The sequence below is a fragment of the Citrobacter amalonaticus genome, assembly GCF_002918555.1.
Lineage (GTDB): Bacteria > Pseudomonadota > Gammaproteobacteria > Enterobacterales > Enterobacteriaceae > Citrobacter_C > Citrobacter_C amalonaticus_A.
This window is the reverse complement of sequence record NZ_PQMB01000003.1, coordinates 91,731-108,824: the sequence shown is the minus strand read 5'-3', so window position 1 is coordinate 108,824 and position 17,094 is coordinate 91,731. Positions and strand designations below refer to the sequence as shown.

Below are 17,094 nucleotides of genomic sequence, written 5' to 3'. Positions count from 1 at the left end.
CCCGGCCGGTGCCGGGAACAGGTTTAACGCGTATTTTGCAACGGTGTCTTTTGCCACAATAGCAGCTTTTTCCAGCGTGACATAATTGGCACGGTACAAATAATTCCCAGCCCCAATATTCCTGTCGAAATAACCTCTAACCGTTGCGCCGGACGAAATAACATGGCAATCAGCACAAAGCTGATAAAGCCAATGACCAGCCATGTCAGCCACGGGTAGAGCCACATCTTCAGTTTGATCTCCCCACCTTCTGCCAGCAGAATTTTGCGCATCCGCAGCTGGGATATGGCGATCACCAGATAGACCAGCAAGGCGATAGCGCCGGAGCTGTCGATAAGGAATTTAAACACTTTTGCCGGGGCGTAATAATTGACGATAACGGTCAAAAACGCGGCGCCGGTAGAGAGCAGCACGGCCACGTACGGCGTTTTGCTGCGGTTGGTTTTACCCATGATCGCCGGGGCGTCACCGCGGCGGCTCAGGGAGTAGAGCATTCGGGAGGCGGTGTACAGCGCCGAGTTCAGACAACTGGTGACCGACAGTAAGATCACGCAGTCCATGATCAGTCTGGCATGGGGAATATGCAGCAGTTCCAGCACAGAGCGGTAGGAACCCACTTCTTTCAGCCCAGGCATGTTCCAGGGAACGAGCGCGACAACCACAAAAATTGAACACAAATAGAAAACAGAGATGCGCCAGATGACGGAGTTGGTGGCGCGCACAATGTGTTTATCCGGGGTGTCGGACTCCGCCGCCGCGATGGTGACAATCTCCGCCCCCATAAACGAGAACATGGTGATCAGCATTGCGCTTAACACTGCGCCAAAACCGTTGGGCATAAAGCCACCGTAATCCCACAGTCGTGAAATACCGCTCACCTCGGCATACGGATAAAAACCGCTAATCGCCGCTGCGCCCAGGATAATAAACGCCAGAATGGCAATCACTTTGCACAGCGCCAGCCAGAACTCAAATTCACCGTAGTTTTTGACGCTCAGCAAATTACTGCCGGTTAATGCCAGCGTAATGACCAGGGAGAACAACCAGACCGGTATGCCCGGCACCCATGAGTGCAGGATGATTGCGGCGATATTGGCCTCCAGCGGAATAACCAGCACCCAGAACCACCAGTACAGCCAGCCGATGGTGTATCCCGCCCAGCGTCCAATGGCTTTATCTGCGTAAGTGGAAAAGGAACCGGTATCTGGCGTGGCGACGGCCATTTCGGCCAGCATCCGCATAATCACCACCACCAGCAATCCGGCAAACAGATAGGCCAGTAATACCGCGGGACCGGCTTCTGCAATCGCCACGCTTGAACCCACAAACAAACTTGCGCCGATAACCCCGGCAATAGACAGCATGGTGACGTGGCGTGATTTCAGCCCGCCCCCTAAATCATGTGATTGTGACAGTTGCCCCATCTTTTAAACCTCTCGAAAGTATTTCACTTGGGAGAGCACCCCGGCATTCCCGCGCCGGGGCACGCGTATTATTGTTATTGACCCTGTCTGCCGGATGGCGGCTCCGCCTTATCCGGCCTGTGGATGGCGTTTTTTATTGGTCGAATACAGTGTTAACCTTGCTTCGCCTCATCAAAACATTGGGCGATGATCGCCAGCCCCTGACGGATCTGCGCGTCTTCTATAGTGAGTGGAACGAGGATGCGCAGTACGTTGTAGTACGGCCCACAGGAGAGCAGAATCAGCCCTTTGTCGCGGGCGCGGGCGACGATTTCAGCCGTCAGTTTTGCATCCGGTTTACTGTGGTCGCCGTTTTCGAACAGTTCGATAGCAATCATCGCCCCCAGCCCGCGGACATCGCCGATCTCGCGGTGGGTTTCCGCGATAGCCAGCAGGCCATCGCGCAGGGTCTGCCCCAGCTCGTTGGCTTTTTGCAGCAGGTTTTCCTGTTCGAAGATGTTCAGTACCGCCAGCGCGGCGGCGCAGGCAATCGGATTTCCGGCGTAGGTGCCGCCCAGTCCGCCCGGCGGGATGGCGTCCATCACTTCCGCGCGACCGGTCACGCCCGCCAGCGGGAAGCCCCCGGCAATGGATTTGGCGAAGGTGGTAAGATCGGGTGCAACGCCCATCTGCTCCATGGCGAACAGGGTACCGGTGCGGCCAGCGCCACTCTGCACCTCATCGGCGATCAGCATAATCCCGTGTTCGTCGCAGAGTGAGCGCAGGCGCTGCATAAAGGCCGGCGAGGCGGCGTAAAAACCGCCTTCGCCCTGGACCGGTTCAATCACGATGGCGGCGATGTCTTCCGGGGCGGCATCGTTTTTGAAGATACGCTGAATACTGGCGATGGCGTCATCATCGCTGATGCCGTGCAGGGCGCAGGGGTAGAGCGCGCGATAAACGTGACCCGGCATCAGCCCCATGCCAGCAGAATACGGATTCACTTTCCCGGTCAGCGACAGGGTGTAGTGAGTACGACCGTGGTATGCCCCGCTAAACGCAATCGTGCCGCTGCGTCTGGTGGCCGCACGGGCGATTTTCACCGCGTTTTCCACCGCTTCGGAGCCGGTGGTCACCAGCAGGGTTTTCTTGGCGAAATCGCCGGGCACCTTTTTATTCATGATTTCGCACAGTTCCAGATACGGCTCATAGGCCAGTACCTGAAAACAGGTATGCGACAGTTTTTTCAGCTGTTCTTCCACGGCAGAGACGATCTGCGGATGCAGGTGTCCGGTATTCAGCACCGCGATACCCCCGGCGAAATCGAGAAACTCACGGCCTTCCACATCCCAGACCCGGCAGTTTTCAGCGCGGTCGGCGAAAATAGGGTGGATCTGTCCTACGCCACGAGGAACGGCGTCGCTGCGGCGCTGCATTAACTCTTTATTGGTGCTCATCAGGTGTTCTCCAGTCGTTTTTTTATTAAAGGCCGATGCACATATATTTGATTTCTAAGTAATCTTCGATGCCATATCTGGAACCCTCACGGCCCAGGCCGGAGGCTTTAATCCCGCCGAAGGGGGCAACTTCGTTAGAGATAATTCCGGTGTTAATCCCGACAATGCCGTATTCCAGCGCTTCACCGACGCGAAAGACGCGGCTTAAATCGCGGGCGTAGAAATAGGCGGCCAGACCGAACTCGGTATCGTTGGCCTGCCTGATGACGTCGGCTTCGTCCTTAAAGCGGAACAGAGGAGCCAGCGGGCCAAACGTCTCTTCTTTGGCAACCTTCGCGTTGTTGGGGACGTCCACCAGAATGGTGGGCTGGAAGAAATTACCGCCCAGCTCATGCGCCTTGCCGCCGGTAATCACTCTGGCGCCTTTCTCCAGCGCATCGGCGATATGTTCCTGAACTTTGGCGACCGCTTTCTCATCAATCAGCGGGCCGGTGGTGACGTCGGGTTGCAGACCGTCGCCGGGACGCAGCATGTTCACCGCCTGCTGAAGCTTTTCGGCGAAACGGTCATACACACTATCCTGCACGTACAGACGATTGGCGCAGACGCAGGTCTGCCCGGCGTTACGAAACTTCGATGCCAGCGCCCCCTCTACGGCTTTATCGAGGTCGGCATCGTCAAAAACGATAAACGGCGCGTTGCCGCCCAACTCCAGCGATACCTTTTTGATGTCTTTGGCGCACTGCGCCATCAGCAGTCGACCAATTTCCGTTGAGCCGGTGAACGACAGCTTGCGCACCAGCGGGTTGTTGGTTAGTTCATTGCCGACGGCTCCGGCAGAGCCGGTGATGACGCTGAACACGCCGGCGGGTATCCCGGCGCGGAGAGCCAGTTCCGCCAGCGCCAGCGCGGAGTAGGGGGTCTGGCTGGCGGGCTTGAGCACCATTGTGCAGCCTGCCGCCAGCGCCGGACCGGCTTTGCGGGTGATCATCGCCGACGGAAAATTCCACGGCGTGATTGCGGCAGTGACGCCAATTGGCTGCTTGATGACGATCAGCCGCTTGTCGGCCTGGTGGCCCGGAATGGTGTCGCCATAGATACGCTTGCCCTCTTCGGCAAACCATTCAATAAACGAGGCGGCATAAATTATTTCGCCTTTCGCTTCCGCCAGCGGTTTCCCCTGTTCCAGCGTCATCAGGCGGGCGAGATCGTCCTGGTGCTCCATCATCAGGTTGAACCAGCGGCGCAGAATATTCGCCCGTTCTTTGGCGGTGAGCGCACGCCAGGCGGGCAGCGCGCGGCTGGCTGCATCAATGGCTTCGCGAGTCTCCTCTGCGCCCATTTTGGGGACGTTGCCCAGCAGCTCGCCGTTGGCGGGGTTGGTGACGATAATCACTTCGCCGTTATTGGCATTACGCCACTGTCCGTCGATCAATGCCTGCTGACGGAACAAAGTTGGATCGTTAAGTTGCATACTTGCTTCCTGTCTTAAGATGTTTATCCCCGCCATACTTCAGGTTGCAGGCGTGTTGGCTTTGTTACCCGGCCCATCCCTGATTCGCCTCTGGGGGGCTGCTTACCGCCTTCCTGCAACCCGAATTATTCAGGGGCTAGCGAGTAAAGGCGGCGTGTAATGAGTCATCGCGACGTGCCGCACGCAGCGTGCGTCCGGGATTACTCTGTTCTGCCAGCAATGTCTGTACTTTGCTGACGATATGCGCGCCGATGGGAATCGCGGAAGTCGCGGCCGGGGAAGGGGCGTTGCAGGTGTGAATTGAACGCGGCGTGGTGACGAACAGAAAATCGTCAATCAGCTTTCCGTCCGGTGACACCGCCTGCGCCCGCACGCCCGCAGGCCAGGGTTGCAGATCGTTTTGCGTCAGGCCGGGGCAGTACTTTTGCACCAGCCGCAGGTAGCCGCTTTTACACAGCGAGTTTTTCATTTCACTGAAGCCCGAACGCAGATTTTTTTGCAGCACCCGGCGGATACCGGAAGAGCCGAGGATCTCCAGCGTGTCGGTAAAAGAGAAGTCGCGTTTGCTGTAACCTTCACGTTTAAAGGCCAGTACCGCGTTTGGCCCTACCGTGACGCTGCCGTCAATCATGCGGGTGAGATGAACGCCAAGAAACGGCATTGCCGGATCGGGTATCGGGTAGATCAGATGGTTGACGATCTGATTATGCTCTGGCGCGAGGCGGAAATATTCTCCCCGGAACGGGCAGATGATAAATCCGGGCTTGATGCCGAGCATTTTTACCAGTCTGTCAGCCATCAGCCCGGAGCAACTTATCAGCGTGGAGGCTTCAAATTCCTGCCCCTGCCGCGTGTGGATCACCACGCCCGTCGCGTGCTCTTTCAGGCCGCTGACTTCTGCGTGGTAGATAATCTTTCCGCCTCTGGACTGAAAGATTTTCGCCATCGCTGCCGCCACTTCACGGTAGCTGACTATTCCGCTTGAGGGGACGAAAATCCCGCCCAGCCCGGTGATGTTCGGCTCACGCTCGCGGAGTTCTTGCGCACTGAGCCACTCGCGCTCCAGGCCGTTCGCGGCGGTGCGATCCCACAGCGCCCGCATCCGCGCCATTTCCTGTTCCGATGTGGCGACCAGCATCTTCCCGCAGGTGTCGTAGCGGATACCGTTTTGATCGCAAAAGGTTTTGGTGGCGCGATTTCCGGCCAGACAAAACTGTGCTTTCAGACTGCCGGGGGTGTAGTAGACCCCGGCATGGATCACGCCGCTGTTGTGGCCTGTCTGGTGACAGGCCGGTCCGGACTCTTTTTCCAGCAAGACGATTCTGGCGTCCGGATAAACCTCAATCAATTGCATGGCGGTCGACATGCCGATGATGCCGCCGCCAACGATCGCAAAGTCATACATCCGCTTATTTCCTTCGCGCTTACTGGTGCGTTTGATAGTGACTGGTGGAATAAGCGAAATACCCGCGCTGGCGCATCAGCTCGCGGCGCAGGTCCGGGTGCGGGGTAAAGCGATCGCGACCGTGCAGCCAGAACAGGTTGTTGATGAGCAGGAATTTACCCACCGAAACCGGAACGGAAAGGATGTTTTTGCTGGTTTCCAGCGCATCGGAAAGATCGCTGAGCCAGACGCCCTCTTCAAAATCTTTTGGCTGTACGAACTGGTCGATATAGCGCATGACCGGGCGGCCCTGCTGGTCGACATCGAACACCGGATGGTACACATCGTGGCTGACGTTTTTGCTCGGCGGTGCGGCAAAGCGCATGGAACGACGCGCCAGCGGATGGGTGAAGTACTGCTCCAGATGCTCCCAGTCGTCAAGGTGCAGCAGCAGCGAGTTGCCACCGGTCATATTCTGCTCGTCGATCTTCATCATCAGCACATAATCGGTGATCTCTTCGACATAGGTGCCATCGTTATGTAACTCCATCACACGATGCGGCTGGCGCAGGTAGCTGTCTGAGTTGTCGACATTTTTCACCACAAAACGCGCATAATATTGCCCGCTCATCGCATCGTAATTGGAACGTCCGATAAGATGAGCCACCGCCGTCGCCAGCTTGACCATGTCGTCGGCCTGGGCCACGTCATCAATTCCCACGGCGTTGATCAGCAGCGCGCCCTCAGCGCGATCCAGCAACGTTTTAATCAACAGCGGTTGAAGCTGACTGGCGCACAGATCGTCGAGGATTTTACCGACCCTGAAACGCAGAAAGGACTTGTATTCCAGCGCCTGCACCGGCCACTGCGCCACCTGCTGCAAGAATTGCGCTGTCGTTTCCGCGCAAAAGGTGAGCTCCAGCAGGCGCGGGGATTGCGCCGAAGGCGTGAGGGTAAAGCCGGTGTAGTTCCGGGCTAAATCATCTGCGTTCGGTTTTACGGCGGTCAGTGCATTCATCAGAATCGATCCTCTCAGTAGATTATCAGGGAGACATGGCGATGCTCATTTCGTAGCCATAATCTAAAAATATCTACATTTTCGATAAACGCACACAAAGTAAGCTTGTTTGTTTTGTTTTTGTGATCAAAACAAACAAATATTTAACATCATGGTGCTGCGAGACAGGACCGAATCAGGGATGCCCGGACGTTGTTTCAGGGGCCAAAACCCCTGATTTTAAAGCAGAAGGTAAGAGGGTTAATGTTCAAGCGCGATTGCGCAGACGTGCTTCCTCGCCTCTCACTCCTGACACAAGAGGCGAGGAAGCGCTTTTCTTAGTAGCCGATTTTGTAGACTCGCCCGGTTTGTACGCCCTCCACGCTGCGGCGATAAGCGTGGGCGACCGTTGCCGCAGGCACGCTTTCAAAGCCGGGGAAGAAACCGTCAAAGGCCTCTGCGGATTCAGTCAGTACGGTGGGGCTGATTAAATTGATTCGGATCCCCCGTGGCAATTCACAGGCCGCGGCGCGAACAAAGCCTTCCAGTCCGGCATTCACCGCGGCGGCGTTTGCCCCCTGAGCGATCGGCTCGTGGGCGATGATGCCGCCGATAAGCGTAATCGACCCTCCTTCGTTAAGGTAGTGCTGCCCGGTAAGCGCCAGGCGAATTTGCCCTAACAGTTTGTCCTGTATACCCTGGTTAAAATCACGATCCGTCATATCGGACAGCGGGCCAAAGAACACCCCGCCTGCGGCAGAAACAATCGCATCCACCTGACCGGTTTTTTCAAACAGCGCCTGCACGCTCTCTTGCGAGGTGATATCCACCCGGTGGTCGCCCTGAGTGCGACCCACGCGGATGACATCATGCTTGCGGCTAAGTTCTTCTGCCACAGCACGTCCGACGGTGCCGCTGGCACCAATGATGATGATTTTCATGACCGACTCCTGTATGTGGTGAGCCTCAATTCTTTAATAAAACAGAAATGGGATAAACTGGCATAACGTTAGATGATTACTAACCAGAGGTTTGTAATATGGATAAGCTGCGGGCAATGGAAACCTTTATCGCCGTTGCGGAGAGCGGCAGTTTTACCGGGGCGGCTGCGCGGCTGGAGATGTCGGCGGTGATGGTCGGCAAATATATCGCGCTGCTGGAGTCACTGCTGGGTACACGTCTGCTGGAACGTAATACCCGCCGCCAGAGCCTCACTGAGTCCGGACGCGTTTACCTTGAAGAGGCGCGACGCGTGCTGGAGCAGGTCTCAATAGCCGAAAGCGCCGTTGAGCGGCTGCGCGTTGCCCCGGCGGGAACACTGAGAGTCAGCGCGCCAACGTCGTTCGGCGCCTGTGTTATTTCACCGCTGGCGGCGACTTTTCTGCAGGCCTGGCCGGAGGTGCGTATTGAGCTGGATCTGACCAACCGGATGGTGGATTTAGTGGACGAAGGTGTTGATCTTGCCATCCGCATTGGCGACATTCGCCTTACCGATGTGGTCGCCAGATATTTATGCGATTACCGGATGGTGATTTGTGCCTCGCCTGAGTATATCGCGCGTCACGGGATGCCCCGCACGCCCGCCGACCTTGCCTCACACCTGTGTTTATCGCATACGGTGTGGACGGCGCGGAACGAGTGGAAACTGCCGGGAGTGGAAGGCGAGGTGAGGTGGAAACGTGATGCGATCCTGCGCTGTAATGACGGGCATGGTCTGCGGATGGCGGCGATAGCCGGGGCGGGATTATTGCTGCAACCGGAGGTTCTGCTGGCGGAGGCGTTGAGCAGCGGCAAACTGGTGCGGGTGCTGGAGGCATTCACGCCGCAGCCGAGACCGATTCACCTGCTGTGGCGGCAGGATTTACGTCCTCTGCCTAAACTGACGCAGTTTGTGGCACATCTGATGAACGGAATGCTGGGATTAAGATAATGATCAAAGGGCTTTTTCGGCGGGTTAAATGGATGCGGTCCGGGCTGGCATCGCTCATCAAACATGTGGTACTGACGCTGCTGGTGGTGCTGATGGTGTTTCTTGGGGTGCGGATTTATCAGACGGAAAGTGGCCCAGATCTGCATCTCTGGCATACCTGGACGGGCAATGAAATGTCCGCTAAAGAGCTGGAAAACGCGACCTTCCCACAGTACCTGGCGCGGGAAGAGGCGCTGTTTGGCAATCTGAAAACAGAAGTGGCGGATAAACTGAAGCCAGATGAGCGGACGCCCATCAACCGTTTTTATGCCGGTAGTCGGGTTTATCCGTCGCAGTTATCACCCAATGGCAATCGTTCGTACGTGCTTATGCCGCAGGGGCAACCGCGCGGCGTCGCTGTGTTACTGCATGGTTTAACGGACTCACCCTACAGCATGAAATACATCGCGGCGTCTTACCAGCAACGCGGTTTTATTGCCGTCGTGCCGCGCCTGCCTGGGCACGGCACCGCGCCTGGGGCATTAACGGCGGTGGAGTGGGAGCAGTGGCTGGCTGCCGCACGGCTGGCGGTTCGCGAGGCGACCCGGCTCGCAGGGCGCAATGTGCCATTGCACCTGGTGGGCTATTCCAACGGTGGTGCGCTGGCGCTCAAGTATACGCTGGACGCGCTGGAAGACCGCTCGCTGCGTCGTCCTCAGCAGCTTATTCTGATGTCGCCGATGATCGGCGTGACGGCCTTTGCCCGTTTTGCCGGGCTGGCAGGTCTGCCCGCGCTGTTTCCGTCGTTTGCCAAAGCCGCGTGGATGAACGTCACGCCGGAATATAATCCGTTTAAATACAACTCGTTTCCGGTTAATGCCGCGCGTCAGTCCTGGCTGTTGACGAAAGCGTTGCAGCAGCAGATTTCACGGGATGCGCAGAGCGCTCGCCTTAATGCGTTGCCGCCGGCACTGACCTTTCAGTCAATCATGGATTCCACGGTGAGTACCCGCGCGGTGGTGGATTCGTTTTATCGTCACCTGGGCAACAATGGCAGTGAGCTGGTGCTGTTCGATATCAATCAGGCTGCCAGTTTGCGCCCGCTGCTACGCACCTCATCGTACACCGCTATGACCCTGTTGTTACCGCCTGCGCCGCGTAACTATCGCACGACAATTATCACCAACGCGGCGCCAGATACGCTGGACGCCGTTGCGCGAGATACCCAGGCCGGGGAGGACCAGGAGCAGGTTCAGAGACTGGCGCTGGCCTGGCCGCAGGAGATGTATTCGCTGTCGCATGTGGCGGTGCCGTTTCCGCTGAGCGATTCATTGTATGGACTCAAACCGGATGAGCTGAACCGCTATGGGATCAGTATGGGGACGATTGCTCTGCGGGGAGAGACATCCACGCTGCTGGTGGGGATGGATACGCTGATGCGCGTGACGTCGAACCCATTCTTTCCTTATATGCTGCAACGGATTGAGGCGCGGCAGTGATCGTTGCCGGATGGCGCAACACCATCCGGCAACCCGTTAACCGATATCCGCCTGCGGCTTGCCGTTGCGCCTGCGCAAGAGGCGCAGCAGCGGCGGAATGACAATAATCGCAATTGCCATTGCCAGCAGGACTTTTGTCACGCCACTCTGCCACAGGATTGTTAAATTACCGTTGCTGATTGAGAGTGCCCGGCGCAGATTCTGCTCCAGCATCTCGCCCAACACAAAGCCCAGGATCAACGGCGACATCGGGAAGTGCATTTTTCGCAGGACGTAACCCAGCACGCCGAGCGCCACCATCAGCACCAGATCGAACGTGGTGCTATGGACCGCGTAGACACCCACCGCCGAAACCGCCGCGATAGCCGGAACCAGGAACCACAGCGGAATGGTTAGCATACGGGTGAACAGGCCAATCAGCGGGATGTTCATGACCAGCAACATCACGTTGGCGATCAACAGCGCGGCGATAAGCCCCCAGACGATATCCGGCTGTTCGGTGAACATCGCCGGTCCCGGTGTGATGTTATACAGCGTTAACGCGCCCATCATCACCGCCGTGGTGCCTGAACCCGGAACGCCAAGCGTCAGCATGGGAATAAACGACCCACAGGCCGAGGCGTTGTTGGCCGCTTCCGGGGCGGCGACGCCGCGAATGTCGCCCTTGCCGAAGCTGTCGCTGTTACCGCTGAGCTTTTTCTCGGTCATGTAGGTGATGGCGCTGGCGATGGTGGCGCCAGCCCCCGGCAGTATGCCGACGAAGAAGCCAATCACCGATGAGCGCAACGTCGCGCCTACGCACTGAGCGCCTTCTTTGGCGTTAAACAACATACGTCCGGTTTTGCGTACCAGTTTCTGGCCGCTGCTGGTATGTTCCAGCATTAATAATATTTCTGAGACAGAGAACAAGCCGATTACCACGACGATGAACTGTACGCCGTCGGAGAGATGGACACTGTCAAAGGTAAAGCGATAAACCCCGGTGTTGGCGTCTACGCCGACGGTCGCCAGGCCCAGACCGATCAGCGCTGCCAGAAATGATTTCAGCGGATTTTGCGCCATCATGCTGCCAAGACAGGCGATGGCGAACACCATCAGCGCAAAGTATTCTGCCGGACCAAAGGCCAGCGACCACTGTGCCAGCAGCGGGGCGAACAGAATGATCCCGCCAATGGCGATAAGCGAGCCAAAGAACGAACTGACGGCTGAAATAGAGAGCGCCACGCCGCCACGTCCCTGTTGTGCCATCGGATAACCGTCGAGCGCGGTCATGATGGCCGCGGCGTCGCCGGGCACATTAAGCAGAATCGACGAGATGCGCCCGCCATATTCACAGCCAATGTAGACGGTCGCCAGCAGGATCAACGCTGACTCCGCGGGTAAGTGAAGGGCAAAGGCCAGCGGAAGCAGGATCGCCACGCCGTTGATGGGGCCAAGCCCTGGCAACAGGCCGACAATGGTGCCGACGAAGCAGCCGATCAGCGCAATCACCAGATTTTCCGGAGTCATGGCCACCGCAAAACCCTGAGAAAGATATATCCAGGTATCCATCGTTTCTCCGTTAACTCAGCCAGGCGCCGAGAGGTAAAGTGACATCAAGCAGGCGGTCAAAGGCATACCACAGCAGGATGCCGAGAACCGCGCCGGAAATCCCCGCCGCCGGGAGGGTCGCGCCGAACAGAATGCCGATGACCAGCGTGAGAATGGCGGTCGCTATCGGAAAGCCCAGCCATTCAAAACCCCAGGCATACATCAGCAACACAATCACCATCGTCAGCAGCTTTTGCAGCACGTGGCGGTGGGGCCAGTCAACGGTGTCCGGATGGCGTAGCAACAGCGCCAGCGCGCAGAGCGCCATCAGGCCGATAATACCCAGCGGGAACGGACGCGGGCCGACCGGTTCATAACTGTATTCACTCTGAATTTGCCAGGCGATAAACAGCCCGGCAATGCAAAGCAGCAGCCAGATACCCGCAAAAATGCGATCGCTCATCATTGCCTCCGCGCTTATTTCGCCAGGCCAAAGGCTTTTGCCTGTTCACGATAATCGCTGACCTGTTTTTTGACGTAGTCATCGAGCTGCTTGCCGGCCATATTGAATTCAAACAGGCCGCGCAGATCGCGCTGCTTTTTAAACTCATCGGTTTGCTGGAGCTTTTTGAAGGTCTCCACCCACCACTGGTAATCGGCGTCGCTGACTTCAGGCCCCACGTAGAAGCCGCGAACGATCGGCCAGACCAGATCGTATCCTTGTTCTTTGGCGGTTGGGACGTTAGCCAGTTGTCCTGGCAAACGCGCCTCAGAGAAGACGGCCAGCACGCGGATTTTATCGCCGCTCAGGTAAGGCACCATCTCGCTGAGATCGCCGGAAACCACCTGCACATGATTGCCCATCAGGGCAGTAACCGGTTCGCCACCGCCTTCAAATGCCACATAGCGCATTTTGTGGGGATCCACATTGGCTTTTTGCGCCAACAGCGCTGACTTCATCCAGTCCTGGCTGCCGATTGACGCGCCTGCGCCAATGACCACGCTGTTAGGATCTTTTTCCATTGCGGTCAGCAGGTCTTTCAGCGATTTCCACGGAGAGTCGGTACGCACGGCGATCATGCCGTAGTCGGTACCAACACTCGCCAGCCAGCGCACGTCATCCACCCCATAGCGACCAAATTTTCCCTGCGACAGGTTGAGCAACGACCCGCCGGAGAACGCGACCACCGTGCCCGGCTCGCCAGGACGCTGGGCGACAATCGCGTTATAGGCAACCGCGCCAACGCCGCCGGGCATGTAGGTGACGCGCATTGGCTTTTCAATGGCGCCGGTTTCCATCATGCTCACCTGGATCAGCTTACAGGTCAGGTCAAATCCGCCGCCGGGTTTTGCCGGGGCGATACATTCGGTGCGCGACGGTGCCTCCTGCGCCAGCACAGAGGCACTCATCAGTAAAATGCTTGCAGTAAGGGTACGAAGTAACGGTTTTCTCATTGTCTATCCTCACGCCGGGCGACCGGATTTTCAGGTACAGAAGAAGATTTTTGTGATTATGTGAGCCGACATGTAGCGGTTCGGTTGCGTGATTGTTAAAACAATAACCTTTCAATTCCCTTTCAATGCGGCAGAAACTTTGCAGGATGTGATATGCGTCTCTTATTGGCGGAAGATAACCGTGAACTGGCTCACTGGCTGGAGAAAGCGCTGGCGCAAAACGGCTTTGCCGTTGACTGCGTGTTTGATGGCACGGCGGCGGATCACCTTCTGCACAGTGAGAGTTACGCGCTGGCCGTTCTGGATATCAATATGCCCGGACTGGACGGGCTGGAAGTTGTACAACGCCTGCGTAAGCGTGGGAAAACGCTGCCGGTACTGCTGCTGACGGCGCGCAGCGCGGTGGCAGACCGGGTGAAAGGGCTGAATGTCGGGGCGGATGATTATCTGTCCAAGCCGTTTGAAATCGAAGAGCTTGATGCGCGGCTGCGGGCGCTGCTGCGGCGTAGCGCAGGTCAGGTGCAGGAGCTGCAACAGCTGGGCGATCTGGCGTTTCATGAGGAAGGTTATTTTTTGCTGAAGACGCAGCCGCTGGCGCTCACCCCGCGTGAACAGGCATTGCTGACGGTGCTGATGTATCGCAGAACGCGGCCGGTATCGCGCCAGCAGCTGTTTGAACAGGTATTCAGCCTGAGCGAGGAGGTCAGCCCGGAAAGTATCGAACTCTATATTCATCGACTGCGGAAAAAATTACAGGGCAGCGGCGTGCGTATTACCACTTTGCGGGGATTAGGTTACGTGCTGGAGTGCGGCGATGAGGTGGGCTAAACCTCAGTCTCTTTATCTGCAACTGCTGCTGTTTCTTGGTTTGCCGCTGATATTGCTGTGGGGACTTTCCGCTTTTAACAGCTACGTCAGCGCGTTGCAGGCAGCGACGCAGGCCTATGACAGGACGCTTCTCTCTTCTGCCAGAACGGTGGCGGAGCGGCTGGTGGTGCGCCACGATAAACTGGAAGTGAATGTGCCCTGGGTGGTGCTCGACAGCTTTGAGCTTAATATGAACGACCGGCTCTATTACAAAGTGGTGGATCCGAATGGAAAGGTGATTTCCGGGTATGACGATCTGCCCGCGATGCCGCCAGCAACTTCGCGAACCCGGCTCTATCCGGCTCTGGCATGGTTTTATCATACCCATTATCGCGGGGAAGCGATCCGCGTGGCGCGGCTGTTGCAGCCGGTAAATGAAGGAGCTATTTTCGGCATGGCGGAGATCTACGTTGCCGAAACGTTGCAGTCGCGGCGTTACCTGGCGGGGCAACTGTTGTTTTCATCCTGGGTATCGCAGGGGTTACTGGTGCTGCTGACGCTCGTGCTTGTCGGCTGGCTGTTGCGGCGGATATTAAGACCGATGCGTCAGCTCTCTTCCCTGATGGTGCGCCGTGAACCCGGTCTGTTGACCCCCTTACCGGAACTGCTGCCCTGGTCGGAAACCCGGCTGCTGATTGTGGCTTTTAACCGCTATATCGATCGTCTGCGCGCGCTGATTTCGCGCCAGGAGCGCTTCAGCGCCGATGCATCACACCAGTTAAAAACACCGTTGGCGGTGCTGAAAACGCAGGCGGCGGTGGCGTTAGCCAGCCAGCAGCCGCAGCAGTGGCATGAGAGTTTACGGGCGATGAGCACGACGCTGGATAACACCATTCAACTAACGGAGCGGTTGTTACAGCTTTCTGCGGTGAAATGGAAAGAGCAGGGGGAGCGGCAGTTTTTGCCGGTAAACCTGTATGAGGTGGTGCAGGCGGGCTGTTTTACCCGTCTGGCGCAGGCGCGTAGCAAAGCCATCGACCTGGGCTATGAAGGTGAGCAGGACGCCGTGTGGATTGAAGGGGATGAGGTGTTGCTCGCTGAGCTGTGTGCGAATCTGCTGGATAATGCGTTGAAATATACGCCGCCGCAGGGAACGGTAACCGCACGGCTCCAGCGTGACGGCGACGTGGTCATCCTGGAGGTGGAAGATAGTGGGCCGGGAATCGAAGAGGAACAGATTTATCAGGCGCTACAACCGTTTCATCGACTCGACAATGTGGGTAACGAGGCGGGGGCGGGGATCGGTCTGGCGCTGGTTAACGATATTGCGCGTTTGCACCGCACACATCCCCAACTGTCACGGAGTGAAACGCTTGGCGGGCTGTGCGTCCGGATGCGGTTCCCGATCGTGCCAGGATGATAAAAAAAGCCGCATTAGCGGCTTATTTTGACATGATGGCGATCACTCGCTGACTTTTTTCTCAAGCGTGGATGCGCCTTCTTTAGTTTTGTTCCAGCCTTTCTCAGCACCTTCTTTGGTGGCATTCCAGCCTTTTTCAGTGCCCTCTTTGGTCTTATTCCAGGCCTTCTGTGAATCTTCGCTTACTTTACTGCCGAAGCTGTCGCGCTTGCCTTCAGCGGCATGTTCAGACTTTAGCTTCATTTCTTCGCCCTGATTCTGCGCCTGATGCAGCTTTTCTTTCGCGGTGTTGGCGTTTTCATGCGCTTTGGCAACATCGTCATTGGTGGCATGTGTGGTCGCAGCAAAAACAGGTGAAGCCAGCAGAAGGGCAGATAATGCGATCGTTGTTTTTTTCATAATATCCTCGCTTAACGTTTTCAATTATATGCGAGGTAAAGCATGGCAGACCAACGAAGCGGTGGCTTTAGGAATAAACTGTAAATATTTAGTCTGATAAAAATGATGTGGCGATCGGACAACGGTTAAATCCTCTAAACGTTTCAACAACAGAAGCGTTATATTTCCGCAATGCCGTATATTTGATTAACGCGGGCCGCGCTAACAGAATAAAGGCAAAGTATTATCTTAATCCGGCAGCCAGGTGAAATATCGGAATATTCCTTTCCATAATGCCGAATAAATAATGATGATGTAATAAAGGGCAATCTCTGTGAAAATTGTAAGAAAATGTTGCAATCAGAATTAGGATTATTCTTATTTTATGGAAATTCTTAAATGCATGATGGCAATTTGATTCAGTGAATTCAACACTTCCTCACAATTATGCGCTTTTTTTCTTTGGAACCGTGTCTGAAAAATAATTTTTTGATAGTTTTTAACGATGGCTTTATCGGGTTTGATATCACTTCTCTGCTATGCAAAAATATCTGTTAACAGTTAACAATATTACACTTGATAATTTTATCATTGGGTTTGTTGTTAACAGAGCAAGAGGGCATTAAGCATCACTTGCCCTATTTCCATGGATGAAATGGGTTATTGCAGAATAAGGAGATTTCATGAGATATCAACATTTCTGGCCACCGAATGATTTCTACTTCGGAGTCGGAGCTGCAACCATTATTGATGAAGTATCACTGACAACAAATGACAGAAACTATTTGTTTGTGAACCTCAATCGATACAGTTTACTTAATGCCCTGAATTTTTTTTCCCGAACTAAAGATATTAATAAAATTATAATTATCATTTCGAGTTCGCGGTTGATGCCTTTGGCGCAATTCTGGTTAGCTGAGTGTGACAACGTTATCGCGGCTTTTGATATCTCGACGTCGGTAGAGAACATTATAAAAGAGATTTGTCGCCGCAGGGATGGTGAAAAAATACCGAAAGAAAAAAAAGACTACCACTTCAAGATTAACCGTAAGGATATCGTGAAGATGAAATATTTCCTCACCGAATGTGGGATGGAAGAGTTACAGGACAGATTTATGAACTCGCCGTCAACAATGTACCGCTGGAGAAAAGAGTTGGCGGTAAAGTTTGGCGTACGGGAGCCCCGGCATCTGTTATTACCTGAATCAGCAGCGCAACAATAGTTTACCCTGATTTATTCTGGTGAGCTGAACGTGACAGCTATTTGCTAATGTTAAGCATTATATGTTGTCACGTAAATATAGTTATCTCAACACCTTCTCATTTTTATATTTATGAGGTGTTGTTTGTGGACGCGTATACAAAATTAAGATACTGGCTG

The 17,094-nt window shown here is 55.5% G+C and carries 15 protein-coding genes; 5 read left to right on the top strand and 10 right to left on the bottom strand.

All coding sequences use genetic code 11. The features are described 5' to 3' along the window. Positions 1–23 precede the first annotated feature (23 nt). The 6 genes from gabP to C3432_RS13000 form a co-directional block, all read right to left on the bottom strand. The gene (gene gabP / locus C3432_RS13025; protein WP_103777047.1) at positions 24–1,424 is read right to left on the bottom strand and encodes a GABA permease; all 1,401 of its coding nucleotides are present in this window, start codon (positions 1,422–1,424) and stop codon (positions 24–26) included. Positions 1,425–1,576: 152 nt separating this feature from the next. Beyond that, positions 1,577–2,860, bottom strand: coding sequence for a 4-aminobutyrate--2-oxoglutarate transaminase (gabT, locus tag C3432_RS13020; protein WP_103777046.1), 1,284 nt, complete (start codon positions 2,858–2,860; stop codon positions 1,577–1,579). A gap of 25 nt (positions 2,861–2,885) precedes the next feature. Then, complete coding sequence (gabD, locus tag C3432_RS13015) at positions 2,886–4,334, bottom strand: NADP-dependent succinate-semialdehyde dehydrogenase (RefSeq protein ID WP_103777045.1); 1,449 nt, start codon at positions 4,332–4,334, stop codon at positions 2,886–2,888. Positions 4,335–4,470: 136 nt separating this feature from the next. Next, the gene (gene lhgO / locus C3432_RS13010; protein WP_103777044.1) at positions 4,471–5,739 is read right to left on the bottom strand and encodes an L-2-hydroxyglutarate oxidase; all 1,269 of its coding nucleotides are present in this window, start codon (positions 5,737–5,739) and stop codon (positions 4,471–4,473) included. Between the two features lie 19 nt (positions 5,740–5,758). Further along, positions 5,759–6,736, bottom strand: coding sequence for a glutarate dioxygenase GlaH (gene glaH / locus C3432_RS13005; protein WP_103777043.1), 978 nt, complete (start codon positions 6,734–6,736; stop codon positions 5,759–5,761). Between the two features lie 317 nt (positions 6,737–7,053). Continuing rightward, complete coding sequence (locus C3432_RS13000; RefSeq protein ID WP_103777042.1) at positions 7,054–7,656, bottom strand: short chain dehydrogenase; 603 nt, start codon at positions 7,654–7,656, stop codon at positions 7,054–7,056. A gap of 98 nt (positions 7,657–7,754) precedes the next feature. On the opposite strand from C3432_RS13000, the gene C3432_RS12995 reads away from it, so the two are divergent. Both C3432_RS12995 and C3432_RS12990 read left to right on the top strand, forming a co-directional pair. Next, positions 7,755–8,645: a LysR family transcriptional regulator gene (locus tag C3432_RS12995; protein ID WP_103777041.1), complete on the top strand. Its 891-nt coding sequence runs from the start codon at positions 7,755–7,757 to the stop codon at positions 8,643–8,645. A 2-nt stretch (positions 8,646–8,647) separates the two neighbouring features. Further along, positions 8,648–10,123: an alpha/beta hydrolase gene (locus tag C3432_RS12990; protein WP_258041622.1), complete on the top strand. Its 1,476-nt coding sequence runs from the start codon at positions 8,648–8,650 to the stop codon at positions 10,121–10,123. A 36-nt stretch (positions 10,124–10,159) separates the two neighbouring features. Here C3432_RS12990 and C3432_RS12985 read toward each other — a convergent pair whose 3' ends face one another. From C3432_RS12985 to C3432_RS12975, 3 genes are read right to left on the bottom strand one after another with little or no spacing between them, the layout of a single operon-like run. Next, positions 10,160–11,674 (bottom strand): tripartite tricarboxylate transporter permease, encoded by a 1,515-nt coding sequence (locus C3432_RS12985; RefSeq protein WP_103777040.1) that lies wholly within the window; start codon positions 11,672–11,674, stop codon positions 10,160–10,162. Between the two features lie 10 nt (positions 11,675–11,684). After that, on the bottom strand, positions 11,685–12,119 hold the full coding sequence (locus tag C3432_RS12980; RefSeq protein WP_103777039.1) for a tripartite tricarboxylate transporter TctB family protein: 435 nt from the start codon (positions 12,117–12,119) through the stop codon (positions 11,685–11,687). Between the two features lie 11 nt (positions 12,120–12,130). Beyond that, complete coding sequence (locus C3432_RS12975; protein ID WP_103777038.1) at positions 12,131–13,108, bottom strand: Bug family tripartite tricarboxylate transporter substrate binding protein; 978 nt, start codon at positions 13,106–13,108, stop codon at positions 12,131–12,133. Positions 13,109–13,261: 153 nt separating this feature from the next. Here C3432_RS12975 and tctD point away from each other — a divergent pair, with 153 nt between their 5' ends. Together tctD and C3432_RS12965 are read left to right on the top strand one after the other, a co-directional pair. Continuing rightward, the gene (gene tctD / locus C3432_RS12970) at positions 13,262–13,936 is read left to right on the top strand and encodes a transcriptional regulator TctD (RefSeq protein WP_103777037.1); all 675 of its coding nucleotides are present in this window, start codon (positions 13,262–13,264) and stop codon (positions 13,934–13,936) included. Then, positions 13,923–15,335, top strand: coding sequence for a sensor histidine kinase (locus C3432_RS12965; protein ID WP_103777036.1), 1,413 nt, complete (start codon positions 13,923–13,925; stop codon positions 15,333–15,335). Before tctD ends, C3432_RS12965 begins: the two co-directional genes overlap by 14 nt. Positions 15,336–15,377: 42 nt before the next feature. Here the strand turns inward: C3432_RS12965 and C3432_RS12960 are convergent, their stop codons facing one another. After that, positions 15,378–15,734, bottom strand: a complete 357-nt coding sequence (locus tag C3432_RS12960; protein ID WP_103777035.1) for a hypothetical protein — start codon at positions 15,732–15,734, stop codon at positions 15,378–15,380. Positions 15,735–16,396: 662 nt separating this feature from the next. On the opposite strand from C3432_RS12960, the gene tviA reads away from it, so the two are divergent. Next, positions 16,397–16,936, top strand: a complete 540-nt coding sequence (gene tviA, locus C3432_RS12955) for a Vi polysaccharide biosynthesis regulator TviA (protein ID WP_103777034.1) — start codon at positions 16,397–16,399, stop codon at positions 16,934–16,936. The last annotated feature ends 158 nt before the right edge of the window (positions 16,937–17,094 follow it).